We start from the raw sequence: 26,578 nt of genomic DNA on the forward strand, positions 1-26,578 counted from the left end.
AGGAGTGCGCGAGGACCATGCGCGAACGGCAGCTGTACGTACCGAGGGGCGCGGCCGCCGACGGCCCGTACGCCCTCCACATCGACCCCGTGCACGCGGGCTGGGCCCACTCCGCCCTTCGGGTCCTCGACCTCGGCCCCGGCGAGGCGCACGAACTCGCCACCCACGACACCGAATGGATCGTGCTTCCGCTCACCGGTGGTTGTACGGTGCAGGTGGACGGGGGCGAACGCTTCGAACTGGCGGGCCGCGCAAGCGTGTTCAGCGACGTCTCGGACTTCGCGTACGTACCGCGCGACGCCCACGCCCAGATCGCCTCCGGCGCGGGAGGCCGTTTCGCCCTGGCAGGAGCGAGGTGCGAGCGACGACTCCCCGCTCGCTACGGCCCCGCGCCGGAGGTCCCGGTCGAGGCACGCGGCAGCGGCACCTGCGCCCGCGAGGTGCGCAACTTCGCCGCCGCCGACACCTTCGACTGCGACCGGCTCATCGCCGTCGAGGTCCTCACCCCCGGCGGCAACTGGTCCTCCTACCCGCCGCACAAGCACGACGAGCACCTCCCCGGCGAGGAGGCGGAGCTGGAGGAGATCTACTACTTCGAGATCGAGGGCGGCGGGCTGGGCTACCAGCGCGTGTCCCCCTCCCGCCCCGGCGGCGCCGACGTCCTCGCCGAGGTCCGCACCGGCGACGCCGTCCTCGTACCGGACGGCTGGCACGGCCCGTCCATCGCGCAGCCGGGGCACACCATGTACTACCTCAACGTCATGGCGGGACCGGGGGAGGAGAGGGAGTGGAGGATCCGTTTCCATCCCGACCACCGCACGGAGGGATACCGATGAGCAGCCGCACGACCGGTACGCGACGACTCACCACGGCCCAGGCGCTCATCGCCTTCCTGGCCCGCCAGTACACCGAGCGCGACGGGCAGTACCACCGCCTCATCAGCGCCACCTGGGGCATCTTCGGCCACGGCAATGTGGCGGGCATCGGCCAGGCCCTGATCGAGTCGGCCGACGACATGCCGTTCCTCCAGGGCCGCAACGAGCAGGCCATGGTGCACGCCGCCGTCGGCCACGCCCGCCAGTCGAACCGCCTGTCCACCCACGCCGTCACCACCTCCATCGGCCCCGGCGCCACCAACCTCGTCACCGGCGCCGCCCTCGCCACCATCAACCGCCTGCCGGTGCTGCTGCTCCCCGGCGACACCTTCGCCACCCGCCCCGCCGACCCGGTGCTCCAGCAGCTGGAAGTCCCGTACGCGGGTGACGTGTCCGTCAACGACACGCTGCGGCCCGTCTCGGCGTACTTCGACCGCGTCACCCGCCCCGAGGCGCTGATCCCGGCCGCGCTCCAGGCGATGCGCGTGCTCACCGACCCGGCCGCCACCGGCGCCGTCACGCTGGCGCTGCCGCAGGACGTGCAGGCGGAAGGCCACGACTGGCCGGAGGAGTTCTTCGCCGAACGCGTCTGGCGAGTGCGCCGCCCCCAGCCCGACGCGGCCGAGCTCGACGCCGCCGCCCGCGCCGTCAGGGCGGCGGACCGGCCCCTGATCATCGCGGGCGGCGGCGTCCACCACAGCCGCGCCGAAGCCGCCCTCGCGGCCTTCGCCGCCGCGACCGGCATCCCCGTCGCCTCGACCCAGGCGGGCAAGGGCTCGCTGCCCCACGACCACCCGGCCGACGTCGGCGGCATCGGCCACACCGGCACCGCCACCGCCGACCACCTCGCCCGCACCGCCGACCTCGTCCTCGGCGTCGGCACCCGCTACACCGACTTCACCACCGCCTCCTCGACGCTCTTCGCCCACCCCGGCGTCCGGTTCGTCAACCTCAACGTCACCGGCTTCGACGCCCACAAGATGGCCGCCCTCCCGCTGGTCGCCGACGCCCGCGCGGGCCTGGAACACCTCACCGTCGCCCTGGCGGGGCACACCGTCCCACCGTCGTACGCGGCCGAGTACGCCGGGCTCAAGGCCGACTGGGAGTCCCGCGTCACCGCCGCCTACACCCCGCGGAGCGAGGACGCGCGCCCCACCCAGCCGCAGGTCCTCGGCGTACTCGACACCCTGGTCACCGGGGACGACATCCTGATCAACGCCGCCGGATCGCTCCCCGGCGACCTGCACAAACTGTGGCGCGCCCGCTCCCGCGACCAGTACCACGTCGAGTACGGCTACTCCTGCATGGGATACGAGATCCCCGCCGCCATCGGCGTCGCCCTCGCGGCCCCCGGGCGCCCGGTCTGGGCGCTCGTCGGCGACGGTACGTACCTGATGAACCCCACCGAAATCGTCACCGCCGTCCAGGAACGCGTCCCCATCAAGGTCGTCATCCTCCAAAACCACGGGTACGCCTCCATCGGCGGCCTGTCCGAGTCCGTGGGCGCCGAGCGGTACGGCACCGCCTACCGCTACCGCGCCCCCGACACGACGTACACCGGAGAGCCGCTCCCGGTCGACCTCGCCGCCAACGCCGCCTCCCTCGGCATGCGCGTCCTGCGCGCGCACACCGTCGGTGACCTGCGGGAAGCCCTCGCCGAAGCGCGGGCGGCGACCGTTCCCACATGTGTCTACGTGGAGACCGAAACGGCAGACACAGTGTCGGGCGCGCCCCCCGCCGAGGCATGGTGGGATGTGCCCGTGGCCGAGACCGCGACCCGCACGGCGGCGGTCAAGGCCCGCGAGGAGTACGACCGGCATGTCGCAGCCCGACGCCGCCACCTGTGAAGCATCTGAAGGAGCTTTCGTCATGACGAAGACCGTCAACCACTGGATCGGTGGCAAGACCGTCGAGGGCACGTCGGGCAACTGGGGCCCGGTCACCGACCCGGCGACCGGCGCCGTCACCACGCGGGTCGCGCTCGCCTCGGCCGACGAGGTCGACGCGGCCGTCGCCTCCGCCAAGGCCGCGTACGCCACCTGGGGCACCTCCTCGCTGGCGCAGCGCACCGGCATCCTGTTCAAGTACCGCGCGCTGCTGGACGCCCACCGCAGCGAGATCGCCGACCTGATCACCGCCGAGCACGGCAAGGTCCACTCCGACGCGCTGGGCGAGGTCGCGCGCGGCCTGGAGATCGTCGAGCTGGCCTGCGGGATCACCGTCCAGCTCAAGGGCGAGCTGTCCACCCAGGTCTCCAACCGGGTCGACGTCGCCGCCATCCGCCAGCCGCTCGGCGTGGTCGCCGGCATCACGCCGTTCAACTTCCCGGCGATGGTGCCGATGTGGATGTTCCCGCTGGCCGTCGCCTGCGGCAACACCTTCGTGCTGAAGCCCAGCGAGAAGGACCCGTCCGCCGCGAACCTCCTCGCCGAGCTGGCCTCCGAGGCCGGTCTGCCCGACGGCGTGCTCAACGTCGTCCACGGCGACAAGGTGGCCGTCGACGCCCTGCTGGAGCACCCGGACGTCGCCGCCGTCTCCTTCGTCGGCTCCACGCCGATCGCCAGGTACATCCACACCACCGCCTCCGCCAACGGCAAGCGCGTCCAAGCCCTCGGCGGCGCCAAGAACCACATGCTCGTCCTCCCGGACGCCGACCTCGACGCGGCCGCCGACGCGGCGGTCTCGGCGGCGTACGGCTCGGCGGGCGAGCGCTGCATGGCGATCTCGGCGGTCGTCGCGGTCGGCGCCATCGGCGACGAGCTCGTGGAGAAGATCCGCGAGCGCGCCGAGAAGATCAAGATCGGCCCCGGCACCGACCCCGCCTCCGAGATGGGCCCGCTGATCACGGCCGCCCACCGCGACAAGGTCGCCTCGTACGTCACCGGCGCCGCCGCCCAGGGCGCGGAGGTCGTCCTCGACGGCACGGGCTACTCGGTGGACGGCTACGAGAACGGCCACTGGATCGGCCTGTCCCTGCTCGACAAGGTGTCGACCGACTCCGACGCGTACCGCGACGAGATCTTCGGCCCGGTGCTGTGCGTGCTGCGCGCCGACACCTACGAGGACGGCGTCCGCCTCATCAACGACTCGCCGTTCGGCAACGGCACCGCCATCTTCACCCGCGACGGCGGCGCCGCCCGCCGCTTCCAGTTGGAGGTCGAGGCGGGCATGGTCGGCGTGAACGTGCCGATCCCGGTCCCCGTCGGCTACCACTCCTTCGGCGGCTGGAAGGACTCCCTCTTCGGCGACCACCACATCTACGGCAACGACGGCGTGCACTTCTACACGCGCGGCAAGGTCGTCACCACCCGCTGGCCCGACCCGTCCGAGGCCCCGGCGGGCGTGGACCTGGGCTTCCCGCGCAACCACTGACGGCTTCGGCGGTCCGGAGAAAACGGCTGGCCCCGACCGGGGTCGGCCGTTGATCCTTGCGGGGATGAACGAGAGCGAACCGAAGTACCGCATCCGCGCCCTCCACACCGAGGACACGATCACCGTCTACCAGGCCTACAGGCCCGCCATCGGTGGCCCCGCCGCCCGCGACGGCCGCTTCCCGGCCGCCTGGAAGCGGGACCGGATGACGTGGATCAAGCCCAGCTTCCTGTGGATGATGTACCGCTGCGGCTGGGCCACCAAGGAAGGCCAGGAGACGGTCCTCGCCGTCGAGATCAGCCGCGAGGGCTTCGAGTGGGCGCTGCGCCACTCCTGCCTGTCCCACTACCAGCGGGGCCTCCACCCCGACCAGGCCGACTGGAAGCGGCAGCTGCGCCGGTCGCCGGCTCGCGTCCAGTGGGACCCCGAACGGGACCTGCACCTGTCGCCGCTGCCGTACCGCTCACTCCAGCTGGGCCTGTCGGGGGAGGCGTCGACACGGTACGCCGACGAGTGGACGGTCTCCATCCGGGACGTGACACCGCTCGCGCACGAGATCCACGCCCTGGTGCGGGACGGGGACCTGGAGGGCGCGGCACGGCTGATGCCCGAGGAGCGCCCGTACCCGGCGGGTGCGGAGCTCCTCGGGCACCTGGTGCCGTGAAGGCTTAGAACAGGGAGTGCAGCAGCCTGTTCGGGGAGCCCGTGAGGGCGTTCTGCACCTTGCCGCTCGTCGCGTTGTTCACCAGCGCGGCGCTCACCTGGGCCGGGGACGCGGTCGGGTTCTTCGCCAGGTACAGGGCCGCCACACCCGCCGTGTGCGGGGCCGCCATCGACGTGCCGGAGAGGGTGCTCGTCGCCGTGTCGCCGGTGCGCCAGGCCGAGGTGATCTTCACGCCGGGCGCGAAGAGGTCCAGGCAGGTGCCGTAGTTGGAGAAGGAGGCACGCCGGTCGGCGCTGTCGGTCGCGCCGACGGTGATGGCCTCGGGGACGCGGGCCGGGGAGGTGGCGCAGGCGTTCTCCGGCAGGCCCAGGATGTTGCCGTTGCCGGCGGCGATCGTGTACGAGACGCCCGACGCGATCGACCGCTTGACGGCGTTGTCGAGCGAGGTGTTGGCGCCGCCACCCAGGCTCATGTTGGCGACCGCGGGCTTGACGGCGTTGGCCGTCACCCAGTCCACGCCCGCGATGACCCCGGCCGTGGTGCCCGAGCCGTTGCAGTCCAGCACGCGGACCGCGACCAGCTTGGCGGCCTTCGCCACGCCGTACGTCCTCCCGCCGACCGTGCCGGCGACGTGCGTGCCGTGGCCCTGGCAGTCCTGGCCGTTCTGCCCGCCGCCGACGGTGTCCGTGCCGACCACGGCCCGCCCGCCGAACTCGCTGTGCGAGGTGCGGATGCCGGTGTCGATGATGTACGCGTTCACGTTCGACGCGGAGGTGTCGTACGTGTACGTCGTCGACAGCGGCAGGCTGCGCTGGTCGACGCGGTCGAGGCCCCAGGTGGCGTTCGCCTGGGTCGCGTTGAGGCGGACGGTCTCGTTCTGCTCGACGTACGCGACCCTCGGGTCGGCGGCGAGGGCCTCCGCCTTCGCCCGGGACATGGTGGCGGAGAACCCGTCGAGCGCGCTGCGGTACTCGTGCTTCGGTGTGACGCCGAGGTCGGCGGCGCGGGTGGAGCCGTCCTTGAGGACGACGATCCAGCTGTGGGGAACGGCGGTTTCCGCGGGGGCGAGACGGAGGTCGCCGACCTGGACCGCCTGTGCGGTGGGGGTGGCGGCGAACTGCAGACCGGCCGTGAGGGCGATGACGGGTATCAGCGCGCCGACGCGGCGCCGGGGCCTGCGGGAGGGGGCTCTCATCTCGGGGGCACCTGACCTTTCTTCTACCGGACGGCCCCACAGCGTCTCGGCTGGTCATGTACCGCACAAGACTGCTAGTCGCTCCTCCTCACTTCGTCGCCGAATTCCCACGTCAGCATGGCGAATTCTCCATCGTCGGCCGCGCCCGCCGAGCGGTACGTCGCCAGGGCGGGGTCGTTGTCCGTGTCCACGCCGACCCACATGTCGTAGCAGCCGCGCGCACGGGCCGCGGCGGCGAGCGCCTCGGTCAGCGCCCGGCCGATGCCGCGCCGCCGGAACCGCTCGTCGACGGACAGCTCGTACAGGCACATCTCCGCGCCCTTGTCGGGGTGGAGCATCTCGACGCCCGACACCATCCCGGCCGGCACGCCGTCGTCCGCGTACGCGATCAGCATCAGGTGGCCGGGCGCGGCGAGGAACCGCTCGGCCCACTCGGGGCGCGCCGGGCCGTCGTAGAGGTGCTCGGCGGCGACGAGTTCGGCGACGGTCGTGGCGCGTCGGATCTCCATCGAGGGCCCTCCTGGCATACCGCGGCTGGTGTACGGCGACGGTAGTGCGTACGCCCCAAGGAGGTCTGCCGGCTCCGCCCGGCGGCAGCGGACGGGCGGGCCCGGCGGCCCTTAGGGTCTAGGCATGCCAGGCATGCAGATCCGACTACGCCGCGCCGCGTGGGCCCTCGTCTCCGCCGTCGTGCTGCTCGCCGGCGCCGGGACGTGGACCGCCGTCGCCTCGGACGACGAGCCCGCCCCGCACCGCGAGGACCGGGTGCTGGAGATGCCGGGGGCGAGGATCGACACGTCGTTCTTCACCTCCGGTCCCGACGCCGGCCGCCGCCCCGCCGTGCTCCTCGGCCATGGTTTCGGCGGCAGCAAGGACGACGTACGCGCCCAGGCGGAGCGGCTGGCGAAGGACGGCTACGCCGTGCTGACCTGGTCCGCGCGCGGCTTCGGCGCCTCCACCGGGCGGATCGGCCTGAACGACCCGGAGTTCGAGGTCAAGGACGTCTCGCGGCTCATCGACTGGCTCGCCCAGCGCCCCGAGGTCCGGCTCGACGCCCCGGGCGACCCGCGCGTGGGGATGTCGGGCTCCTCGTACGGCGGGGCGATCTCGCTCCTCGCCGCCGGCCACGACAAGCGGGTCGACGCGGTCGCCCCGCAGATCGCCTACTGGAACCTCTCCGACGCCCTCTTCCCCGACGGCGTCTTCAAGAAGCTCTGGGCGGGGATCTTCTTCTCCACCGGCACCGCGGCCTCCACGGACACCGCGGGCACCGGTGACACCGCGGGCCCGGGCCCGGGCCCTGGCCCCGCGTCCCGGGGCGCCGGGGCCGGTGCCTGCGGGCGGTTCCAGGACGAGCTGTGCCGCATGTACGAGCGGGTCGCCGTCGCCGGGAAGCCGGACGCGGCGGCGCGCGAGCTGCTCGCCGCGCGCAGCCCCTCCGCTGTCGCCGGGCGCATCAAGGTGCCCGCGCTCATCGTGCAGGGGCAGTCCGACTCCCTCTTCCCGCTGTCGCACGCCGACGCCATGGCCCGGACGATCCGCGCCAACGGCGCACCCGTCGCCGTCGACTGGATCGCCGGCGGGCACGACGGCGGCGACCGCGAGACCGCCCGCGTCGAAGCGCGCATCACCGACTGGTTCGACCGGCACCTCAAGCAGGACACCGGCGCCGACACCGGCCCCGCCTTCCGCGTCAGCCGCACCGGCGGCGTCGACTCCACCGACGGGCAGGCCCAGCTGCGCGGCGCCACCGCCGACACCTACCCGGGGCTGCGCGGCGGCGCCCGCACCCTCGCCCTCACCGGCCCCCCGCAGACCTTCCGCAACCCCGCAGGCGCCAACCCGCCCGCCATCTCCACCGTGCCCGGCATCGGCGCCGGACTGTCCCGGTTCTCCTCCTTCGGCGTCGGCCTCTCCCTCGACTTCCCCGGGCAGCACGCCCGCTTCGAAACGGCACCCCTGACCAAGACCCTGCGCGTCACCGGCTCGCCCACCGTCCGCGTCAAGGTCGCCTCCGACAGCGGAGAAGCGGTCCTCTTCGCCAAGGTGTACGACGTCGGCCCCGACGGCCGCGGCCAGGTGCTGCCCGCCCAGCTCGTCGCCCCGGTGCGCATCGAGGGGGCCGCGAAGGGCAAGGACGTCGAGCTCACGCTCCCCGCCATCGACCACGAGGTCGAGGCCGGGCACCGGCTGCGGCTCGTCCTCGCCGCCACGGACCTCGCCTACGCCTCCCCGGCGGCCCCCGCGACGTACACCGTCGAGCCGGCGAGCGGGCTGTCCGTCCCCACCGCGCCCGGTGTCCGCACGCAGGCGGTGGGCCTGCCGTGGTGGGTGTGGGGCCTGCCGGCCGCCGGCGCCCTGATCGCCGCCGCCCTGCTGCTCACCGCCCGCCGCCGCACCGCCGCGCCCGCGCCCGACCCGGCGCTCGCCGACGTCCCCCTCACCATCAGCGGCCTGACGAAGCGGTACGCCAAGTCCGCCGAGCGGTATGCCGTCCGCGACCTGTCGTTCCGCGTCGAGAAGGGCCAGGTCCTCGGGCTCCTCGGGCCCAACGGCGCCGGCAAGACCACCACCCTGCGCATGCTCATGGGCCTGATCACCCCCGACGCCGGCGAGATCCGCGTGTTCGGCCACGCGATCCGGCCCGGCGCACCCGTCCTGTCCCGGGTGGGCGCCTTCGTCGAGGGCGCGGGCTTCCTGCCGCACCTGTCCGGCCGCGAGAACCTGGAGCTGTACTGGCGCGCCACCGGCCGCCCCGCCGAGGACGCGCACCTGGAGGAGGCCCTGGAGATCGCGGGCCTCGGCGAAGCCCTGGCCCGCGCCGTGCGCACGTACTCGCAGGGCATGCGGCAGCGGCTCGCCATCGCCCAGGCCATGCTCGGCCTGCCGGACCTCCTCATCCTCGACGAACCCACCAACGGACTCGACCCGCCGCAGATCCGCGAGATGCGCGACGTGATGATCCGGTACGCGGCCGGGGGCCGGACCGTCATCGTCTCCTCCCACCTCCTCTCCGAGGTCGAGCAGTCCTGCACCCACCTGGTCGTCATGGACCGCGGCCGGCTCGTCCAGGCGGGCCCGGTCGCGGAGATCACCGGCGCGGGCGACACCCTGCTCGTCACCACGGACGGCGAGGTGCCGGAGCCGCTGGTCGAGAAGGTCGGCGCGCTGCCGGGCGTCGACTCGGCCGTGCGCACCGACGGCGGGCTGCTGGTACGCCTGGACGGCACGACCACCACGGCCGCCCTGCTCGCCGAACTCGTCCGGCTCGACCTGCCGTTGACCGGGGTCGGGCCGCACCGCCGCCTGGAGGACGCGTTCCTCACCCTGATCGGAGGAGGACCCGCGTGACGACCACCACGGCCAAGACCACGACCGCCGCACCCGGCTACCGGGCCCGGCACACCCTGCCGCTGCGCGTCGAAGCCGTACGCCAGCTGAAGCGGCGCCGCACCCTGGTCATGGGCGGAATCCTGGCTGCCCTGCCCTTCGTCCTGGTCGTCGCCTTCGCGATCGGCGGCGGTCCGGACGGTCCGGGCGACACCCGGATCACGCTGATGGACACGGCGACCGCGTCCGGCGCCAACTTCGCCGCGACCTGCCTGTTCGTCTCGGCCGGCTTCCTGCTGGTGATCCCGGTGGCGCTGTTCTGCGGGGACACCGTGGCATCGGAGGCGAGCTGGTCGTCGCTGCGCTACCTCCTCGCCGCGCCGGTGCCGCGCGCCCGGCTGCTGTGGTCCAAGCTGGCCGTGGCGCTCGCCTTCAGCGCGGCGGCGATGGTGCTGCTGCCCCTGGTGGCGCTCGCCGTGGGCACCCTGGCCTACGGCTGGGGGCCGCTGCGGCTGCCCACGGGCGGTTCCCTGGCCACGGCGGACACACTGCCGCGGCTGGCGCTGGTCGTGGCGTACATCTTCGTCTCCCAACTGGTCACGGCAGGGCTCGCCTTCTGGCTGTCGACCAGGACCGACGCACCGCTCGGCGCGGTCGGCGGCGCGGTCGGGCTGACGATCATCGGCAATGTGCTGGACGCGGTGACGGCACTCGGCTCCTGGCGGGACTACCTGCCCGCACACTGGCAGTTCGCCTGGGCGGACGCCCTCCAGCCGCACCTGGAGTGGGGCGGCATGGCCAAGGGCGCGGCGGTGTCGGTGACGTACGCCGTCGTGCTCTTCGCGCTCGCCTTCCGGGGCTTCGCCCGCAAGGACATCGTGTCCTAGGGAGCGTCTCGCCCACCGGGGATCACCACGCCCGGCCGCGCCCGGCCGCACACGCCTCCGGCTCCGGACTTGGAGGTCAGACCCATCCGCGGCGGGCCGCTTCCGCTCCCGCCCGGAAGCGGCTCGTCGTGCCGAGGGCGGCGAGCAACTCGCCCACGCGCCTGCTGTACGTACGCCCCGATATCCCGAGCCGGGCGGCGGCCGTCTCATCGGTGAGCCCGGCCAGCAGGGCCTCCAGGACCGGCCGCAGGTGCGGTGGCAGCGAGCCCGGTGGGGCGGGCGTCGCCGTCACGTCGTCGGCCGCCTCCCACCAGGCGTGGTGCGCGCGCACCAGCGCCTGGACGATCACGGGGTCGCGGATCAGCAGCAGACCGTTGTAGAGGAGCTCGAGGTCGAGCGGGACCGCCGCGACCGTACGGTCCACGACGATCATCTTGAACGGGATCGACTCGGTCAGCCGCGCCCGCCCCGTCAGCCGCGCCGCCGCGGTGACGTCGGCGGCCGTCACCCGGTCCAGCGCGTGCCGCGGCACGATCTGGCGGACCGTGCCCACCCGCTCCACCCGCTCGGTCGCGGTGCGCACGCACGCGCCGGCGAGCTCCAGGAAGGGCTGAGGGATCGACTGCCCGAGGCACGCGGCCGGGTCGTCGAAGGTCAGCAGCTCTCGGCGGGCGGACTCGGCGAGCGCCGCGAGCGCCGCGCAGATCTGCCGCGTACCGCGCACCGACTGCCCCGCCGGTCGCGGTTCCTGCCGCGGCGGTGCCTGGTGCGGTACCTGCTGACGTGTCATCTGCTGCGTCGCCTGCTGTGCTGCTGCCTGTTGCGGTATGAAAGGCGCCACGCGCCGAGGTGACCGCGGTGACACCGCTCGCACCGGCGTAGACGTCGACGTGTCTCTCGGAGCCGTTCGGCCGAGCACAGAGCTCGGAGCGTTCGCCACGGCTGACCACCCCCGTCATCCCCTTGAAACGTACGCAACTCCATGTACGCACGTGACTGCGCACGGTGACAAGACCCAGTTCAGGGGTTGGCGAGTCCAAGCCATCGCCGGACAAGCGGCGATCGGTCGGTGGTGCTCCGTTTGCAGTAGCGCCGATGGCGGGCGGCGCACGGCCGGTTTCGGATGGTGACCGTGGACCCTCGCCCGGAAGGGTCACGGACCGATCGACGAGACGGACGAGCTCGGCGAGACCGACGAGATCGACGAGAAACGGACAAGACATCGTGATCCGCTCCCGCTCCCCCCGACGCTGGGCCGCCACGGCCCTCGCCTGCCTGACCCTCGGCGGCATAGCCACAGGCGCCGCCGCCCCCGCGTTCGCCAACGGCGACGCGAGCGCGCTGCCCGTCGACAACGCCTTCCTGCGCGCCTCCCACCAGGGCAACCTGGCGGAGATCGCCGCCGGCCAGGACGCCCAGAAGAATGCCACCACCGAGTGCGTCAAGAACGTCGGCAAGGTCCTGGTCCGCGACCACACCAAGATGGACGCCGCGACCAAGTCCCTCGCCGACAAGCTCGGCGTCGACCTGCCCCTCGCCCCCACGGCGGAGCAGCAGGGGACGCTCGCGAACGTGATGAAGAAGGCCGGCACCAGCGCGTATGACACCGCCTGGCTCCAGGCCCAGTCCGCGGCCCACGAGAAGACGCTGTCGATGATCGACCACCAGGTGGCCCACGGCAAGAACGCCGAGGTGACCGCCGCCGCCAAGTCGGCGCGGCCGGTCGTCGCCATGCACCTGGACATGGTGCGCGGCGGCACCTGCCACGGCGCCGCGGCCGACGCCGCGACCACGCCGAAGTCGATCCACGCGGGCAATGGCGGACAGGTCGCCCTCGCGGCCGACGTGCCGGTGATGCTCGCCGTGCCCGCGCTCGCGCTCGGCGGCGTCCTCGTCGCGGGCGGCGCCTTCTGGGCCGCGAACCGCATCCGCCGCAACGACGGCCGCTGACGCCGTCGGCCGCCGGCGTCGACGGTGGTTGCGCCCGTGACGGACAAGGGCGGCCTCTGGCTGCGCGGTGAGCCCGGCCCCGACCGGCTGCTGGTCTGGGCCGGGCTCGCCGCGGCCGCCTCGGTCGCGTTGACCTGCCTGTGGCCGGGGGCGGCCGCGGACCCCGCCGTCCGCGCGCCCGACGCGGGGGCGCTCCCGTCGGCCACCTCCGCCGGCGGCGCCGCCCACGCCGCCTCCCCACCCCTCACCCTCGCCATTCCTGGCCATGTCGAACGGACCCCGGTCGACCCCGTCACCGCCGACACCAATGGCGTCCTCGCCGTACCGGAATCCCCGGCCCGCCTGGGCTGGTGGGCCCTCGGCGCCCACCCCGGCGCCACCCGGGGCACGCTCCTTCTCGCCGGTCACCTCGACTCGGCGGACGAAGGCGCGGGCCCCCTGGAAGCGCTGCACGAGGTCCCGATCGGCGCCCGCGTCCACGTCACCACGGCCGACGGCGCCCGGCACACGTACGAGATCGTCGCCCGCCGTACGTACCCGAAGGCCGACCTCCCCACCGACCTCTTCAGCGCCGACGGCGTCCCGCGACTCGCCCTGGTGACCTGCGCGGGCCTCTTCGACCCGGACGCCCACGCGTACGCCGACAACCTCGTCCTCTACGGCGTACCGCGCTGAGAGCGAACCCCCGAAACGAGAGAGGGAAACGATGCCGCTCTACCTGTCGAGGTTCGGTTACACGCCCCAGACGTGGGCGAGGATGATCGGCCACCCCGAGGACCGCACCGAGGCCGCCCGGACGTACATCGAGTCCGTCGGCGGCACGCTGCACGGCTTCTGGTACGCCTTCGGCACCCATGACGGCTACACCCTGTGGGAAGCGCCGGACAACGTCTCCATGGCCGCGGTCGCCCTGGCGATCAGCGGAGGCGGCGCGCTCAGCTCGTTCGAGACGACCGTGCTCCTGACGGTCGACGAGACCCTGGACGCCCTGCGCAAGGCGGAGCGGATCGCGTACCGGCCTCCGGGAGCCCAACGCGGCTGAGCCGCAGAGCGGTTGGTCGACGCCGGTGAGATGCGGGCTCGTACGGGCTCGTGTCAGTGGCGCCCCCGGCAGGACTCGAACCTGCGGCCAAGCGCTTAGAAGGCGCCTGCTCTATCCACTGAGCTACGGGGGCCGGTGGTGGCCTGGGTGGCCTGGAGCCCCTGGTCGGGTGGTCCGTGACCTTGCCGGGCACAAGGATAGGGCTCCGATCCCCTTGGCCCGGTCGCTTCACCTGCGTGGCACGATGTGGAGGTTCGGTGAAGCGAACCGATAATCGCAGGCAGGTGCGATTCTCGCAGCGCTTTTTGCGCCACGCGCGCCGGGTGTTGTGCACTCGTTATGCCTGCGTCCCACTCGTCCCGTGTGTCCCCTGCCCTTGATCGGCGCGCAGAGGCGTGCATACGCTTCAAAAGCGTGCCGAAATTGGGCATTCTTCGCATGTGGTGACCTTGGACGTACGGCCTCAGCTCATCGACGCACTTTCCGCCCTGCGCGACCGTGTCGCCGCCGTGCGTCTTCCCCTTCCCCTTCCAGGGGCGCCGCGGGCCCGGCAGACGCGGGCCGAGCTGCTCGCGCAGCTCGACGACTATCTGGTGCCACGGCTGAAAGAGCCCGAAGCGCCCTTGCTCGCCGTCATCGGCGGTTCCACCGGGGCGGGGAAGTCGACGCTCGTCAATTCTCTGGTCGGGCGACGCGTCAGCGAGGCCGGGGTGCTGCGGCCCACCACGCGGACGCCCGTCCTCGTCTGCCACCCCGAAGACCACCACTGGTTCGCCGGGATGCGGGTGCTGCCGCACCTCACCCGTGTGTGGGTGCCCGAGGACGGCGAACAGGAGCCCACCGGCGAGAAGGCGCTGCGCGTCGAGACCGCACACAGCCTGCCGCGCGGGCTCGCCCTCCTCGACGCCCCCGACATCGACTCCCTCGTCGTCGAGAGCCGGGAACTGGCCGCCGAGTTGATGTGCGCCGCCGACGTGTGGGTGATGGTCACCACCGCGTCGCGCTACGCCGACGCCGTGCCGTGGCATCTGCTGCGTACCGCCAAGGAGTACGACGCCATGCTGGTCACCGTCCTCGACCGGGTCCCCCACCAGGTGATCGGCGAGGTGTCACGCCAGTACGAAGCCCTCCTGGCCAGGGCCGGGCTCGGGGACGTACCGCGCTTCACCATCCCCGAGCTGCCCGAATCGGCCGGCGGCGGCAGCGGACTGCTGCCGGAGAACGCCGTGGCCGCGCTGCGTGCCTGGCTGGCGTACCACGCCCAGGACCCGGCCGCCCGCCGCCAGGCCGTCGGGCGGACCGCCAAGGGCGTCATCGACTCGCTGCGCCTGCGCATGCCCGAGCTGGCCGGCGCCGTCGCCGCGCAGTACGCCGCCGCCGTACGGCTCTCCGGCACCGTGGAGGCGGCGTACGAGAAGGAGGGCGAGCGTGTACGCCGGGAGCTGGGGCGCGGGGCCGTCCTCGCCGGGGACGCGCGCACGCGCTGGCGCGCCTATCCCCGCGACTGCACGGCCGCCGAACTGCTGGACTCGCTCACCGAGTCGCTCGGCGCGCTGCTGCAGTGCGCCGTCGCCGCCGCCGACGAGCACGTACAGGAAGCCTGGCGGCGAGAACCGGCCGCCGGGGCCGTCGGCGGCGGGCAGGCGCCGCCCGACGCGGAGGCCGGCGAGCGGATCGGGATGGCTGTACGGCGCTGGCGGCGCGTGCTGGAGGAGCTCGCCGAGGAGGAGGTGCGGCGCATGGAGCGCTCCGCCGCCCCCGACGCCGACACCGTCGCCGCGCTGCTGGCGGCCGCGCTCCTCGGCGCGCGCCGCACCCGCGGCGCGGGGGAGCGGCTCGCCGAACTGCTCGGCGCGCAGGGCGCGCTGAGGCTGCGCGACCGGGGCGGCGAGCTGGTGGAGACGTACATCGACCGCGTACTGCACGAGGAGAGGGACCGGCGCCTCGCACCGCTCGACCGGCTGGACATCACACCAGAGCCGCAGGCCGAGCTGATCGCCGCGCTGTCCGTCCTCCAGAGGGAGAGGTGACCGCGGTGAGCACCGTGGAGGAACGCTGGGACGACGGGCTCATCGCCCGGCGTGTGCAGGAGCAGCAGGCGGTGACGGGGGAGGAGGATGCCGCCCCGGACGACCCGCAGGCGCCGACCGGCCCGTACGCGACCGCCCTGCGCGGCCGGCTCGACGCCCTGCGCAAGCTGGTGGGGCTCTCGGCGACCCGGCTGGACGGCCACACGCTGGCCGAGGCGGGACGCGTCCTGGAGGAGGCGTCGGCCCGTCAGAGGCTCTCCTCCCGGCACACGGTGGTCGCCATCGCCGGTGCCACAGGGAGCGGGAAGTCAACTTTGATCAATGCGTTGGCAGGGGTACCGGTTTCGGAGACCGGCCTGCGCCGGCCGACCACCTCCGCGCCCATCGCGTGCGCCTGGTCCGAGGGCGCGGGCGGGCTGCTGGACCGGCTCGCCATCCCGGGACGGCTGCGCCGCAGGCCCCTGGCGGGCGGGGTCGGCGACGAGGCGCTCCAGGGCCTGGTCCTGGTCGACCTGCCCGACCACGACTCGGCGGTCACCGCCCACCGGGAGCAGGTCGACCGGCTGCTGGCCCTGGTGGACGCGGTGATCTGGGTGGTCGACCCGGAGAAGTACGCGGACGCCGCGCTGCACGAGCGCTACCTGCGGCCGCTCGCCGGGCACGCGGAGGTGACGTTCGTCGTCCTCAACCAGGTGGACCGGCTTCCCGGCGACGCCGCCGACCAGGTCCTCGACGACCTGCGGCGGCTCCTCGACGAGGACGGGATGGCGCTCGGCGAGCACGGCGAGCCCGGCGCCACGGTCCTCGCCCTGTCGGCGCTCACCGGGGAGGGCGTCGGCGAACTGCGCGAGATGCTCGGCGCGTTCGTCCAGCAGCGCAACGCCGCCCAGCGGCGGCTGTCGGCGGACGTGGACGCGACGGCGCGGCGGCTGCGCCCCGTGTACGTCGCCGACGGCCGGCCCGGGCTCGGCGAGCGGTCCCGCGAGGACTTCGGGGCCCGGCTCGCGGTCGCCGTCGGCGCCCACGCCGCGGGCGAGGCCGCCGAACGCGAGTGGCGCCGCAACGCCGGACGCGCGTGCGGGACACCGTGGCTCCGGCTGTGGCGTTGGTACGAGCGGGTGCGTACGCCGGGCGGTACACAGACGCAAGGCGACGCCGAGACGCCCGTGGAGGACGAGCTCACGGCGCGGCAGCGCGTGGAGCAGGCCGTACGCGTGGTCGCGGACGAGGCCTCGCGCGGGCTTCCGGCGCCGTGGGCGCAGGCCGTGCGCGAGGCGGCGGTGCGCGGGGCGCAGGGGCTGCCGGAGGCGCTGGACGAGCTGGCGGCGACGGTCGGTCGGCCGGGGCGGGACGGCAAGCCGCCGCGCCCCGCCTGGTGGCCGGCGGCGGTGCTGGCGCAGGCGGCGATGACGCTGCTCCAGTTCTACGGCGGGCTGTGGCTGGTGGGGCAGATCGTCGGTGTGCTGGAGCCGGGGCTCATGGTGCCCGTGCTGATCATGCTGTCCGGCGTCGTCGGCGGGCCGCTGGTGGAGTGGGGCTGCGCGGCGGCGGCCCGGGGGCCCGCGCGCCGGTACGGCCAGGAGACCGAGCGGCGGCTGCGCGAGGCGGCGGCGGGGTGCGGGCGGGCGATGGTCCTCGACCCGATCGCCTCCGAGCTCATGCGCTACCGCGAGGTGCGCGAGCAGTACGCGACGGTGGAGGCGGGCCGCCGGGTGGGGTGACGGAGGCCGCGGTGGCCCCCGGCGGCGGCGCGGGGGACTCGCCCGTGTGGGTGACGGAGTTGTGCACAGGCCCGGCGTTGTCCACACCCGTCAGCGGGAATTCGCAGCGGCGGCCAGCATGGGTGACGTCGACAGCCGGTGCGGGGCCGGCGGGCGGAGAAAAGAGACGGGGTGGGCGTCATGGCCGAGACGATGGTGACCGTCGTGGGCAATGTGGCGACGAGCGTGGACTACCGGGACACCGCGGCCGGCGGAGTGGCGAAGTTCCGGCTCGCGGCGCGGGCGCGGCGGTGGGACCGCGAGAAGGCGACCTGGGTCGACGGGCCGACCAGCTTCTACTCGGTGAGCGCCTGGCGGACGCTCGGCGCGAACCTCGCCGCGTCCGTCGCCGTCGGCGATCCGCTGGTGGTCCACGGCCGGCTGAAGGTGCGGGAGGAGGAGTGGGAGGGCCAGCGCAGGACGTTCGTCGACATCGACGCGGTGGCGGCGGGGCACGACCTGACGCGCGGCACGTCGGCGTTCAGACGAGCGGCGCGCCCCGATCCGCACCTGACGGAGCGTCAAGAGGGCATCGCTGATGGTGAAATGGCGCCGAACACCGCCTCCGCCGGGGAGTTCGGCGGATGACGGGGTCACGCGCGGTCGGGAAGGGGCCCGGGAACGGGCCCGGGAACGGGCTATTTCCGGCGCGCCACCGCGCGGCGATAACGATTGCGATTCGGAATGGTTATCTGACGGTATGACAGGGGACTGTGTCGGGTCGCCTCTTTAGGATCACCGGAGTGCTCCTGGTACCCACGGGCCACTTGAGTCGGCAGGCGAGGCACACCCCCCACGCGTCCCGCGCGACAGCACCTCGCCCAGAGGGGAATTCTGTGTTTGCTGCGTTTTGTGTACGGAGGCGGAAGCGCCGCGCCGCCCGCTTCGCCGCCGCGGCCGTCGCGTCCGGACTGGTGGCGGCCGGCGCCGCCGCCGGCGTGACCCCCGCCGCCGCCGACGAGGCGCCCCAGCACCAGGGGGGAGCGGCAGCCACCCTCAACGGCCTGACCACCTTCCACCAGGCCGTCCTGCACCTCGGCAACCAGACGCAGCAGCTCCCCGCCGGCCTCTTCGAGATGACCGTCGACGGCGGCGGCACCCTCAAGACGTACTGCATCGACGTACACAACCCCACCCAGGAGAAGGCCAGGTACCTGGAGACCTCCTGGGACCAGACCTCCCTCGGCGGAAACAAGGACGCGGGCCGGATCCGCTGGATCCTCCAGCACTCCTACCCGCAGGTCGACGACCTCGTGGGCCTCGCCAAGGAGGCCGGCACCGGGCCGCTCACGCCGGAGACGGCCGCCGCCGGCACCCAGGTGGCGATCTGGCGGTACTCGGACGGGGCCGAGGTCGAGGCGCTCGACCCGGCCGCCGAGAAGCTCGCCGACTGGCTGCAGGGGGAGGCCGGCAGTGTCGCCGAGCCCGCGGCCTCGCTCAGCCTGGAGCCCGGCGCGGTCTCCGGCCCGGCCGGCACCCGGCTCGGACCGGTCACCGTGCGCACCAACGCCGACCGCGTCGCGGTCAGCCCGCCCGCCGACGCCGCCGCCAGCGGCATCAGGATCACCGACGCCACCGGGAAGCCGGTCGACTCGGCCGTCAACGGCAGCAGCCTCTACTTCGACGTGCCCGCGGGCGCCGCCGACGGGACCGCCGCGCTGAGCGTGCAGGCCACCACCTCCGTACCGGTGGGCCGCGCGTTCGCCGGGGTCACCAGGAGCCAGACGCAGATCCTCGCCGGGTCCAGCAAGTCGACCGTCTCCGCGACGGCCACCGCCACCTGGGCCACCACGGGTGCCATACCGGCACTCTCCGCCCGGAAGAACTGCGCCAAGGGCGGCGTGGACATCACCGCCACCAACAAGGGCGACGCCCCCTTCTCCTTCGAGCTCATGGGCCTGCGGTACGCGATCGAGGCGGGTGGGACGAAGACGGTGACGGTCCCGGTCGCCGAGGACCAGGCGTACCACCTCACGGTCACCGCGCCCGGCGGCTTCACCAAGACCTTCAAGGGCGTCCTCGACTGCAAGACCACCGGCGGCACGGCCACCCTGGCCGGGCAGCCGGGCTCACAGCCCAGCCCCCTGTCCGGCGGTGCCACCACCGGCGCCGGGACGGCCGCGGCGGGCGGCGAGACCGACCTGGACCTCGCCGAGACCGGCGCGTCCGGCGCCACGCCCATGATCGCCGGGACGGCCATCGCGTTCCTGCTCGTCGGCGGGGCGGCGGTGCTCTTCCTCCGCAAGAAGTCGTGACGCACCGCGCGCGGGCGGTGACGATCCGCCGGTGACGGCGGGCCCAACGGCGGCGCGCCACCGCTCCCCCCACCCGCCCCCTCACGAACTGGTTTCCATCGAGGGATGGACGTCAGGCAAGATGGGGTGTATCTGCCCACTCACGGATTGCCGGACGGTTTCTCTTGGCTGAGTACATCTACACGATGCGCAAGACGCGCAAGGCGCACGGCGACAAGGTCATCCTCGATGACGTGACGCTGAGCTTCCTGCCCGGTGCGAAGATCGGTGTGGTCGGCCCGAACGGCGCCGGTAAGTCCACCGTCCTCAAGATCATGGCGGGCCTGGAGCAGCCGTCCAACGGCGACGCCTTCCTCTCGCCCGGCTACTCCGTCGGCATCCTCCTCCAGGAGCCGCCGCTCGACGAGACGAAGACGGTCCTGGAGAACGTCCAGGACGGTGTCGCCGAGATCAAGGGCAAGCTCGACCGGTTCAACGAGATCGCCGAGCAGATGGCGACCGACTACACCGACGAGCTCATGGAGGAGATGGGCAAGCTCCAGGAGCAGCTCGACCACGCCAACGCGTGGGACCTCGACGCCCAGCTCGAGCAGGCCATGGACGCCCTCGGCTGCCCGCCCGGCGACTGGCAGGTCACCAACCTCTCCGGTGGTGAGAAGCGCCGCGTCGCGCTCTGCAAGCTGCTGCTGGAGGCCCCCGACCTGCTGCTGCTCGACGAGCCCACCAACCACCTGGACGCCGAGTCCGTGCAGTGGCTGGAGCAGCACCTCGCCAAGTACGCCGGCACCGTCGTCGCCATCACCCACGACCGGTACTTCCTCGACAACGTCGCCGAGTGGATCCTCGAGCTCGACCGCGGCCGCGCCTACCCCTACGAGGGCAACTACTCCAAGTACCTGGAGACCAAGCAGACCCGTCTCAAGGTCGAGGGCCAGAAGGACGCCAAGCGCGCCAAGCGGCTCAAGGAAGAGCTGGAGTGGGTCCGCTCCAACGCCAAGGGACGCCAGGCCAAGTCCAAGGCCCGTCTCGCCCGCTACGAGGAGATGGCCGCCGAGGCGGAGAAGACCCGGAAGCTGGACTTCGAGGAGATCCAGATCCCGCCGGGCCCGCGCCTGGGCAGCGTCGTCGTCGAGGTCGAGAAGCTCAGCAAGGCCTTCGGCGACAAGGTCCTCATCGAGGACCTGAGCTTCTCCCTCCCGCGCAACGGCATCGTGGGCGTCATCGGCCCGAACGGCGCCGGCAAGACCACGCTGTTCAAGATGATCCAGGGCCTGGAGCAGCCCGACTCCGGCTCGATCAAGGTCGGCGAGACCGTCAAGATCAGCTACGTCGACCAGTCCCGCGCCAACATCGACCCGAAGAAGACGCTGTGGGCCGTCGTCTCCGACGAGCTCGACTACATCAACGTCGGCCAGGTCGAGATGCCGTCGCGCGCCTACGTCAGCGCGTTCGGCTTCAAGGGCCCGGACCAGCAGAAGCCGGCCGGCGTCCTCTCCGGCGGTGAGCGCAACCGCCTGAACCTGGCGCTGACCCTCAAGCAGGGCGGCAACCTGCTGCTCCTCGACGAGCCCACCAACGACCTCGACGTCGAGACCCTGTCCTCCCTGGAGAACGCGCTGCTGGAGTTCCCGGGCGCGGCCGTGGTCGTCTCCCACGACCGCTGGTTCCTGGACCGGGTCGCCACGCACATCCTGGCGTACGAGGGCGACTCCAAGTGGTTCTGGTTCGAGGGCAACTTCGAGTCGTACGAGAAGAACAAGATCGAGCGCCTCGGCCCGGACGCCGCCCGTCCGCACCGCGCCACGCACAAGAAGCTCACCCGGGGCTGAGGCGGAGGCAGTGGCTCGTCACATCTACCGGTGCCCGCTGCGCTGGTCGGACATGGACGCCTTCGGGCACGTCAACAATGTGGTCTTCCTCCGCTACCTGGAGGAGGCCCGCATCGACTTCATGTTCCGGCTGGCGCCGGGCAACGGCTCGCCGTCGTTCTCCGGCGGGTCGGTCGTCGCCCGGCACGAGATCGACTACGTACGGCCGCTGGTCCACCGGCACGAGCCGGTGACCATCGAGTCCTGGGTCACCAAGATCGGCGCGGCGTCGCTGACGATCGCGTACGAGGTCAAGGATCCCGACCAGGTGTACGTGCGCGCCTCGACGGTCGTCGTGCCGTTCGACCTGGAGGCGCAGCGGCCGCGCCGCATCACCGCGGAGGAGCGGTCGTTCCTGGAGGAGTACGTGGACGACGGCATGCACGCGCAGCCGGCCCGGGCGTCGGCACAGGCCCCGGCGCCGGGGGAGGCCGCGGCCGTATGACGGCGCCGCTGCACTTCGCCGACGCCAGGGAGGCGGCGGACCTCGCCGCCTTCCTGGCCCGGCTGATCCACTACGACCGGGCCGCCGTCGTCCGCCTCCAGGCGGCCGGCGGGGCCCTGGCCGTGTTCGGGCGCCCGCCGTCCTTCGAGGTGCTGGCCATCCGCACGGCCACGCTCATGGACGAGGCGCCGCTGGACATCACCGTCTCCGCCGGTCAGCTCCTGGAGGGCATCGAGGAGTCGGCGGGCAAGGCGATGGTGCCGGCACCCGTCACCGGACCGCCCTGGACCGGGCTGCTGCCCCCGCGCGGCGGCTGGAGTGAGATACCCGGATTGCCGGACGCCGGCGAGCTGCGCGGCGCTGTCGCCGCCGCGGTGGCCGAATTCCGGGCACGGGACGAGGCGTTGCCGGCCGAGCACCGGACCCGTGCGGAGCGCGACCGGATCGGCCGCGAGATCTGGTCCCGGACGATCGGCTCGACGGGCCTGCCGCTGCGCGCCGTCCACGCCGCCCAGGCGCTGGGCTTCCTGCCCTCGCACGAGGTGCCGGTGGCGCTGCTCGGCGCCGGAGCCTGGGTCCGCCTGCGGACGCCCTTCGGCTCGGTCGCGGTCCGCGCGGCGGGCGGTCTCGGCGGCCTGACCGTCACCGCGGTCCCCCACCAGCGGTAAGCAGGGTCAATCAGCGGTAGCCAACCAGCGATGGTTGATCAGCGGTGGTCGACCAGCGGTGGTCAACCAGCGGTAAGGGGGACGGGGGCTCAGTCCGCGGTGTTGACCATCGACGCCGCGGCGTACGTCAGGTAGTTCCATAGCTGCCGCTCGTGTTCCTCGGACAGCCCGAGCTCGTCCACGGCGGCGCGCATGTGCTTCAGCCAGGCGTCGTGCGCGGCCTTGTCGACGGTGAACGGCGCGTGGCGCATCCGCAGCCGCGGGTGACCGCGGTGGTCGCTGTAGGTGCGGGGGCCGCCCCAGTACTGCATCAGGAAGAGCGCGAGCCGCTCCTCGGCCGGACCCAGGTCCTCCTCCGGGTACATCGGCCGCAGCACCGGGTCCTCGGCGACACCTTCGTAGAAACGGCGGACGAGGCGCCGGAAGGTCTCCTCGCCGCCGACCTGCTCGTAGAACGTCTGCTCCTGAAGCGTGCCACGCGGAATCTCAATCACCCGTCCATGGTCTCAGACGGACCGGCCCAGGTCCCGGGTCCTAGGTCCTGCTCGCTTCTGCTCCCCGCCCGCAGGAAAGTGGACGTATGGGGACAGGACGTATGGGGACAGGGGGAGAGGACCCGTTCGCCGAACGGGCCGCCGAGGCGCGGCGCGCGATGGTGCGCGGGATCGCCGAGGGCGGGGACCTGACCGACCCGGCCTGGAGAGAGGCGTTCGAGGAGGTGCCCCGGCACCTGTTCGTGCCGTACTACTACGTCGGCGTCATGGGCGGATACGAGCGCCTCTGGTGCGACGACCCGGATCCGGCCCAGCGCGAGCGTTGGCTGGCGGGCGCCTACGAGGACCGGCCGCTCGCCACGCGCGTGCGCAACGGTGACCTGGTCTCCTCCGCCAGTCAGCCCTCCCTCATGGCGTACATGCTGGAGGCCCTGGACGTACGCGACGGGCACGACGTCCTGGAGATCGGCGCCGGGACCGGCTACAACGCGGCGCTGCTGGCGCACCGGCTGGGCGACGAGCACGTGACCACCATCGACCTGGACGAGGAGATCACCGAGGCGGCGCGGGTCCACCTGGCGGCGGCCGGCCACCGGCCCACCGTGGTCACCGGCGACGGGGCGCGCGGCTGCCCGCAGCGGGCGCCCTTCGACCGGATCATCGCGACCTGCGCCGTACCGTCCGTGCCGAGGGAGTGGCTCGCGCAGTGCCGCCCCGGTGACGCGCGCGTCCTGGCGCCGATGGCCACCGGGGTGATCTCGCTGCGCGTACGGGACGCGGAGCACGCCGAGGGCCGGTTCCTGAGCACCTCCGCGTACTTCGTCCCACTGCGCGGCGCGGTCCCGGCCGCCGTGCCACCGCACACCGGCGGGCTGCCCCGGCACGCGACCGAGGACGACCTGTTCCGCTTCCTGCTGACGCTCACGGCGGGGAGCCTGGACCCGCAGGAGGCCTACTCGCTCTGGCAGCGCGAGGGGCGGCCCGAGCGGGAGCGGTTCGGCGTGACGGTCGGCGGCGAGCGGCAGTGGGCGTGGCTGGACGAACCCGAGGGGCCGTACCTCTGGCCCCTCGGCCCGCCCGCCGGCTAGCCGCGGCGGATGGTGATCGTCGTCCAGGCGCCGACGTGGACCCGGTCGCCGTCCTTGAGCGGGACGGGGACGTAGGGCTGGATCGGGTCCTCCGCGCCGTTGAGTGTGGTGCCGTTGGTGGAGTTCTGGTCCACCACGGCCCAGGAGCCGTCGGGCTGCTGGACCAGCACCGCGTGCTTGTGGGAGACGCCCGGGTCCTCCGGCGGCACCGACAGGTCGATGTCGGGGGACTCGCCCGTGGAGTGGCGGCGACGCCCGATGGTGATCTGGTTGCCCGACAGCGTGAGCCGCTGTTCCGGCGAGTACGCGGGCAGGTTGAGGCCCGCGGCCTCCGGGCCGCTGCGCCGCATCATCGCCATGAAGTACTCGCGGTCGGGGCCGACCACGGCGGTCCAGCCGACCGGCGCTTGGGGCTGCTGGGGCTGTTGGGGTGCTTGGGGCTGCTGGGGCGCTTGCGCGTGCGAGGGCGGAGGCAGCAGCCAGTCGTCACCGCCACCTCCACCGCCACCGGTCTGCGGCGGCTGCGGCGCATGCGGGTGCTGAGGCCGCGGCGGGGCAGGCGGGCCGGGCTGCTGGAACGCCTGTGGCGCGGGCGGGGGCGGCGGACCCGGCTGCTGGAACCCCTGCGGAACCGGCGGCGGGCCCGGCTGCGGCGGGCCCTGCGGCGTCTGCGGCTCGGGCGGCAGCGGCTCCGCCGGGCGGTTCATCTGCGACGGGCGTGAACGCTGGTACTCGAACGGATCCGGCGGCCGCGGCTGCTGCTGCTGGGCCTGGAAGCCCGGCGGCAGGTTCAGCCCCGGCGGCGGCCCGGGAGGTCCACCCGGTCCACCCGGTCCGCCCGGTCCGCCCGGTCCACCCGGTCCGCCCGGTCCGCCCGGTCCACCCGGACCGCCGAGGCGGCCCGGCGGCGGGGCGGCCGGAGTGTAGGAGGTCGCCGTGTTGGTGAGGAAGTTCCAGCGGCACTCCTCACAGAACGGCGCCATGGCCTCGCGCGGCGTACGGCACTGCGGGCACAGCTCCGCCTGGGCGGTGGCGTTGGGGTCGCCGGCCGGGCCGCCTCCCTGCGGCCCCCCGGGGCCCGGATAGCCGTACGCGGGCGGCGGCGGGGGCGGGGGAGGCGGCGGCACGGCGCCCGCAGGCGCGCTCGCCCCGGACATGCGGTGGCCGCAGACCTCGCACCAGTCGTCGGAACCCGACTGGTGTCCGTTCGGGCAGGTCGGCATGTCGGCGCTTCCCCCTCTCCTCATCCGGCCCGCAGGCCGAGCAGATCGTGCTTCATCTCTTCACGCGAACCGTCTTGGTGGAGCGGGTTTCGAGCGTCATCTCGTCCGCTTCCGCGACCTTCGCCTTCAGTCGCACAGTACCTGTCGCCGCGTCGACCACGTCCACCACCTTCGCAAGCAGTTTCGCAGTGTCCGCGTTCCCCGAGGCGGCCGCCAACTGCACGGCACGCCCCAGTTTCGCCGTCGCACCGTCGAAATCGCCGGACTTGCGCGCTTCCAGCCCCTGCTGAATGACTTGGGCGAGTTCGGCCTGTCCTGTGTAGTGCGCGACCTGCGGGTTGATGGACGTCGAAGCCGCCATGTCGTCCGTCCACACCGCCCGCACCAGACCCTGGGACAGCGTCTGCGGCGACCCGCCACCCGTCGGGTCGGGGAGGATCAACGAGACGCGGGCCGCCAGCATCTCCTGGCCGAGGCCGGCTTCGGGCACCCGTACGCACACGTGGTAGTCGCGGGACTCGTCGCCCCACGAACCCGTCGGGTAGTCCCCGGCGCGCGGCCCCGCCTCCGTGCGCCGGTCGGTCAACTCCTCGACCGTCGGCGCGACCTGCTTGACGAAGACGATCTCCGCGCCGACGGGCGTCCACAGGCGCAGGCTGACGTCCGCGACCTCCTTGCCCATCGCGTGCTCCATCATCCGCGTGAAGTCCGCGGCCAGGCCGGCCGGGTCGGCGACGATGTCGGCCGTGCCGAGCAGTGCCGACGCGATGCCGGTGACCTCCTTGACCTCCCAGTCGGTGCCCACGCCGCGGGCATCGCAGGTGAAGCGGCCCGCGCAGGCGTCGAGGGCGGCCCGCAGATCCTCGGGCGACTCGTGCTCGTTGCGGCCGTCGGTCAGCAGGATGCCGTGGCGGATCGGCACCTCGGCCGAGTTCAGGAGCCGGTCGGCCAGTTTCAGCCAGGTGCCGATCGCGGTGCCGCCACCCGCGCTCAGCCGGCGCAGCGCCTGCTTGGCCTCGGCCCGGGTACGGGCGTCGGCGACGGCCAGCCGCCCCTCGCCCGGGTACACCTCGTTCGCCACATGCGTCCCGGCGACCACGGCGAAGGCGACTCCGTCGCGCAGCGTGTCGATCGCGGCGGCCGTCGCGTCCCGCGCGTTGCGCATCTTCGTCGGCGGATAGTCCATCGAACCCGAGCAGTCCACCATGACCACCACGGCGGCGGTCGGCGCCCGACCCGGTATGTACGAAGGGGAGGGCGACGCTCCGGCCAGCGGCGCCCCTCCGGTCGTGCCGCCGCCGGTCGAGGTGACCGTGACGATCGCGTTCACCTCACGCCCGCCCTCCGGCAGGTACTCGTTCTGGTACACGTCGACCGAGAACCGCGGCACGTTCGACTTGGAGAAGTTCGCCATCTGAGGGGCTCCTCGGGA

At 73.1% G+C, this 26,578-nt stretch carries 23 protein-coding genes and 1 tRNA gene; 17 read left to right on the top strand and 7 right to left on the bottom strand.

The annotated features are described in order from the left end of the window. Nucleotides 1–17 precede the first annotated feature (17 nt). The 4 genes from iolB (at nt 18) to ACIRNI_RS13620 (ending at nt 4,911) form a co-directional block, all read left to right on the top strand. Nucleotides 18–836 carry a 5-deoxy-glucuronate isomerase gene (iolB, locus tag ACIRNI_RS13605; RefSeq protein WP_403551190.1) on the top strand — a complete coding sequence of 273 codons (819 nt, stop codon included), beginning with the start codon at nt 18–20 and terminating at the stop codon, nt 834–836. Further along, entirely contained in the window at nt 833–2,722 is a 1,890-nt protein-coding gene (gene iolD, locus ACIRNI_RS13610; RefSeq protein ID WP_403551192.1) for a 3D-(3,5/4)-trihydroxycyclohexane-1,2-dione acylhydrolase (decyclizing), read from the top strand. The genes iolB and iolD overlap by 4 nt, the downstream gene beginning before the upstream one ends. 22 nt (nt 2,723–2,744) lie before the next feature. After that, nucleotides 2,745–4,247 (top strand): CoA-acylating methylmalonate-semialdehyde dehydrogenase, encoded by a 1,503-nt coding sequence (gene mmsA / locus ACIRNI_RS13615; RefSeq protein ID WP_403551194.1) that lies wholly within the window; start codon nt 2,745–2,747, stop codon nt 4,245–4,247. A gap of 64 nt (nt 4,248–4,311) precedes the next feature. Beyond that, on the top strand, nt 4,312–4,911 hold the full coding sequence (locus tag ACIRNI_RS13620) for a DUF4291 domain-containing protein (protein ID WP_403551196.1): 600 nt from the start codon (nt 4,312–4,314) through the stop codon (nt 4,909–4,911). Between the two features lie 4 nt (nt 4,912–4,915). Here ACIRNI_RS13620 and ACIRNI_RS13625 read toward each other — a convergent pair whose 3' ends face one another. Together ACIRNI_RS13625 and ACIRNI_RS13630 are read right to left on the bottom strand one after the other, a co-directional pair. Then, nucleotides 4,916–6,106 (bottom strand): S8 family peptidase, encoded by a 1,191-nt coding sequence (locus ACIRNI_RS13625; RefSeq protein WP_403551198.1) that lies wholly within the window; start codon nt 6,104–6,106, stop codon nt 4,916–4,918. A 74-nt stretch (nt 6,107–6,180) separates the two neighbouring features. Continuing rightward, a complete protein-coding gene (locus tag ACIRNI_RS13630; protein WP_403551201.1) occupies nt 6,181–6,615 on the bottom strand; it encodes a GNAT family N-acetyltransferase in 435 nt (144 codons plus the stop codon). Between the two features lie 133 nt (nt 6,616–6,748). Here ACIRNI_RS13630 and ACIRNI_RS13635 point away from each other — a divergent pair, with 133 nt between their 5' ends. Then, nucleotides 6,749–9,457 (top strand): alpha/beta fold hydrolase, encoded by a 2,709-nt coding sequence (locus ACIRNI_RS13635; protein ID WP_403551611.1) that lies wholly within the window; start codon nt 6,749–6,751, stop codon nt 9,455–9,457. Further along, entirely contained in the window at nt 9,454–10,323 is an 870-nt protein-coding gene (locus ACIRNI_RS13640) for an ABC transporter permease (protein ID WP_403551203.1), read from the top strand. The genes ACIRNI_RS13635 and ACIRNI_RS13640 overlap by 4 nt, the downstream gene beginning before the upstream one ends. A gap of 76 nt (nt 10,324–10,399) precedes the next feature. On the opposite strand, the gene ACIRNI_RS13645 is transcribed toward ACIRNI_RS13640, so the two are convergent. Continuing rightward, entirely contained in the window at nt 10,400–11,113 is a 714-nt protein-coding gene (locus ACIRNI_RS13645) for a DNA-binding response regulator (protein ID WP_355360806.1), read from the bottom strand. Nucleotides 11,114–11,547: 434 nt separating this feature from the next. Between ACIRNI_RS13645 and ACIRNI_RS13650 the strand changes: the two genes are divergently transcribed. Genes ACIRNI_RS13650 through ACIRNI_RS13660 form a run of 3 tightly spaced genes read left to right on the top strand, consistent with a single transcriptional unit; the run spans nt 11,548 to nt 13,315 of the window. Then, complete coding sequence (locus tag ACIRNI_RS13650) at nt 11,548–12,273, top strand: DUF4142 domain-containing protein (RefSeq protein ID WP_403551205.1); 726 nt, start codon at nt 11,548–11,550, stop codon at nt 12,271–12,273. 36 nt (nt 12,274–12,309) lie between these two features. After that, nucleotides 12,310–12,948 carry a class F sortase gene (locus ACIRNI_RS13655; protein WP_403551207.1) on the top strand — a complete coding sequence of 213 codons (639 nt, stop codon included), beginning with the start codon at nt 12,310–12,312 and terminating at the stop codon, nt 12,946–12,948. 31 nt (nt 12,949–12,979) lie between these two features. After that, nucleotides 12,980–13,315 (top strand): GYD domain-containing protein, encoded by a 336-nt coding sequence (locus ACIRNI_RS13660; RefSeq protein WP_403551209.1) that lies wholly within the window; start codon nt 12,980–12,982, stop codon nt 13,313–13,315. Between the two features lie 57 nt (nt 13,316–13,372). On the opposite strand, the gene ACIRNI_RS13665 is transcribed toward ACIRNI_RS13660, so the two are convergent. Beyond that, a tRNA-Arg gene (locus tag ACIRNI_RS13665) sits at nt 13,373–13,448 on the bottom strand. 316 nt (nt 13,449–13,764) lie between these two features. On the opposite strand from ACIRNI_RS13665, the gene ACIRNI_RS13670 reads away from it, so the two are divergent. The 7 genes from ACIRNI_RS13670 to ACIRNI_RS13700 all read left to right on the top strand — a co-directional run bounded on the left by ACIRNI_RS13670 (nt 13,765) and on the right by ACIRNI_RS13700 (nt 22,341). Beyond that, entirely contained in the window at nt 13,765–15,345 is a 1,581-nt protein-coding gene (locus ACIRNI_RS13670; RefSeq protein WP_403551613.1) for a dynamin family protein, read from the top strand. Next, nucleotides 15,342–17,066: a GTPase gene (locus ACIRNI_RS13675; protein ID WP_403551211.1), complete on the top strand. Its 1,725-nt coding sequence runs from the start codon at nt 15,342–15,344 to the stop codon at nt 17,064–17,066. The genes ACIRNI_RS13670 and ACIRNI_RS13675 overlap by 4 nt, the downstream gene beginning before the upstream one ends. 180 nt (nt 17,067–17,246) lie before the next feature. Continuing rightward, the gene (locus ACIRNI_RS13680) at nt 17,247–17,693 is read left to right on the top strand and encodes a single-stranded DNA-binding protein (protein WP_403551213.1); all 447 of its coding nucleotides are present in this window, start codon (nt 17,247–17,249) and stop codon (nt 17,691–17,693) included. Between the two features lie 248 nt (nt 17,694–17,941). Then, nucleotides 17,942–19,360 (top strand): Cys-Gln thioester bond-forming surface protein, encoded by a 1,419-nt coding sequence (locus ACIRNI_RS13685; RefSeq protein ID WP_403551215.1) that lies wholly within the window; start codon nt 17,942–17,944, stop codon nt 19,358–19,360. A 164-nt stretch (nt 19,361–19,524) separates the two neighbouring features. Further along, complete coding sequence (ettA, locus tag ACIRNI_RS13690) at nt 19,525–21,189, top strand: energy-dependent translational throttle protein EttA (RefSeq protein ID WP_403551217.1); 1,665 nt, start codon at nt 19,525–19,527, stop codon at nt 21,187–21,189. 10 nt (nt 21,190–21,199) lie between these two features. Next, complete coding sequence (locus ACIRNI_RS13695) at nt 21,200–21,673, top strand: acyl-CoA thioesterase (protein WP_403551219.1); 474 nt, start codon at nt 21,200–21,202, stop codon at nt 21,671–21,673. Then, complete coding sequence (locus ACIRNI_RS13700; RefSeq protein WP_403551221.1) at nt 21,670–22,341, top strand: hypothetical protein; 672 nt, start codon at nt 21,670–21,672, stop codon at nt 22,339–22,341. Before ACIRNI_RS13695 ends, ACIRNI_RS13700 begins: the two co-directional genes overlap by 4 nt. A gap of 89 nt (nt 22,342–22,430) precedes the next feature. Here ACIRNI_RS13700 and ACIRNI_RS13705 read toward each other — a convergent pair whose 3' ends face one another. Next, complete coding sequence (locus ACIRNI_RS13705) at nt 22,431–22,835, bottom strand: globin (protein ID WP_403551223.1); 405 nt, start codon at nt 22,833–22,835, stop codon at nt 22,431–22,433. Nucleotides 22,836–22,921: 86 nt separating this feature from the next. On the opposite strand from ACIRNI_RS13705, the gene ACIRNI_RS13710 reads away from it, so the two are divergent. Continuing rightward, a complete protein-coding gene (locus ACIRNI_RS13710; protein WP_403551225.1) occupies nt 22,922–23,923 on the top strand; it encodes a methyltransferase domain-containing protein in 1,002 nt (333 codons plus the stop codon). Here the strand turns inward: ACIRNI_RS13710 and ACIRNI_RS13715 are convergent. Together ACIRNI_RS13715 and ACIRNI_RS13720 are read right to left on the bottom strand one after the other, a co-directional pair. Further along, nucleotides 23,920–25,146, bottom strand: a complete 1,227-nt coding sequence (locus ACIRNI_RS13715) for an FHA domain-containing protein (RefSeq protein WP_403551227.1) — start codon at nt 25,144–25,146, stop codon at nt 23,920–23,922. The two genes, ACIRNI_RS13710 and ACIRNI_RS13715, sit on opposite strands and share 4 nt — an antisense overlap. A 52-nt stretch (nt 25,147–25,198) precedes the next feature. Then, nucleotides 25,199–26,560, bottom strand: a complete 1,362-nt coding sequence (locus ACIRNI_RS13720; RefSeq protein ID WP_403551229.1) for a VWA domain-containing protein — start codon at nt 26,558–26,560, stop codon at nt 25,199–25,201. Nucleotides 26,561–26,578: the final 18 nt, after the last annotated feature.

This window comes from Streptomyces sp. NPDC093546 (assembly GCF_044765045.1).
Lineage (GTDB): Bacteria > Actinomycetota > Actinomycetes > Streptomycetales > Streptomycetaceae > Streptomyces.

Coding starts and splice junctions, on each gene's coding strand:
- mmsA (WP_403551194.1), top strand. CDS start 2,745: ATGACGAAGACCGTCAACCACTGGATCGGTGGCAAGACCGTCGAGGGC.
- ACIRNI_RS13645 (WP_355360806.1), bottom strand. CDS start 11,113: ATGACACGTCAGCAGGTACCGCACCAGGCACCGCCGCGGCAGGAACCG.
- ACIRNI_RS13620 (WP_403551196.1), top strand. CDS start 4,312: ATGAACGAGAGCGAACCGAAGTACCGCATCCGCGCCCTCCACACCGAG.
- ACIRNI_RS13700 (WP_403551221.1), top strand. CDS start 21,670: ATGACGGCGCCGCTGCACTTCGCCGACGCCAGGGAGGCGGCGGACCTC.
- ACIRNI_RS13625 (WP_403551198.1), bottom strand. CDS start 6,106: ATGAGAGCCCCCTCCCGCAGGCCCCGGCGCCGCGTCGGCGCGCTGATA.
- ACIRNI_RS13635 (WP_403551611.1), top strand. CDS start 6,749: ATGCAGATCCGACTACGCCGCGCCGCGTGGGCCCTCGTCTCCGCCGTC.
- ACIRNI_RS13720 (WP_403551229.1), bottom strand. CDS start 26,560: ATGGCGAACTTCTCCAAGTCGAACGTGCCGCGGTTCTCGGTCGACGTG.
- ACIRNI_RS13680 (WP_403551213.1), top strand. CDS start 17,247: ATGGCCGAGACGATGGTGACCGTCGTGGGCAATGTGGCGACGAGCGTG.
- ACIRNI_RS13715 (WP_403551227.1), bottom strand. CDS start 25,146: ATGCCGACCTGCCCGAACGGACACCAGTCGGGTTCCGACGACTGGTGC.
- iolD (WP_403551192.1), top strand. CDS start 833: ATGAGCAGCCGCACGACCGGTACGCGACGACTCACCACGGCCCAGGCG.
- ACIRNI_RS13660 (WP_403551209.1), top strand. CDS start 12,980: ATGCCGCTCTACCTGTCGAGGTTCGGTTACACGCCCCAGACGTGGGCG.
- ACIRNI_RS13710 (WP_403551225.1), top strand. CDS start 22,922: ATGGGGACAGGACGTATGGGGACAGGGGGAGAGGACCCGTTCGCCGAA.
- iolB (WP_403551190.1), top strand. CDS start 18: ATGCGCGAACGGCAGCTGTACGTACCGAGGGGCGCGGCCGCCGACGGC.
- ACIRNI_RS13630 (WP_403551201.1), bottom strand. CDS start 6,615: ATGGAGATCCGACGCGCCACGACCGTCGCCGAACTCGTCGCCGCCGAG.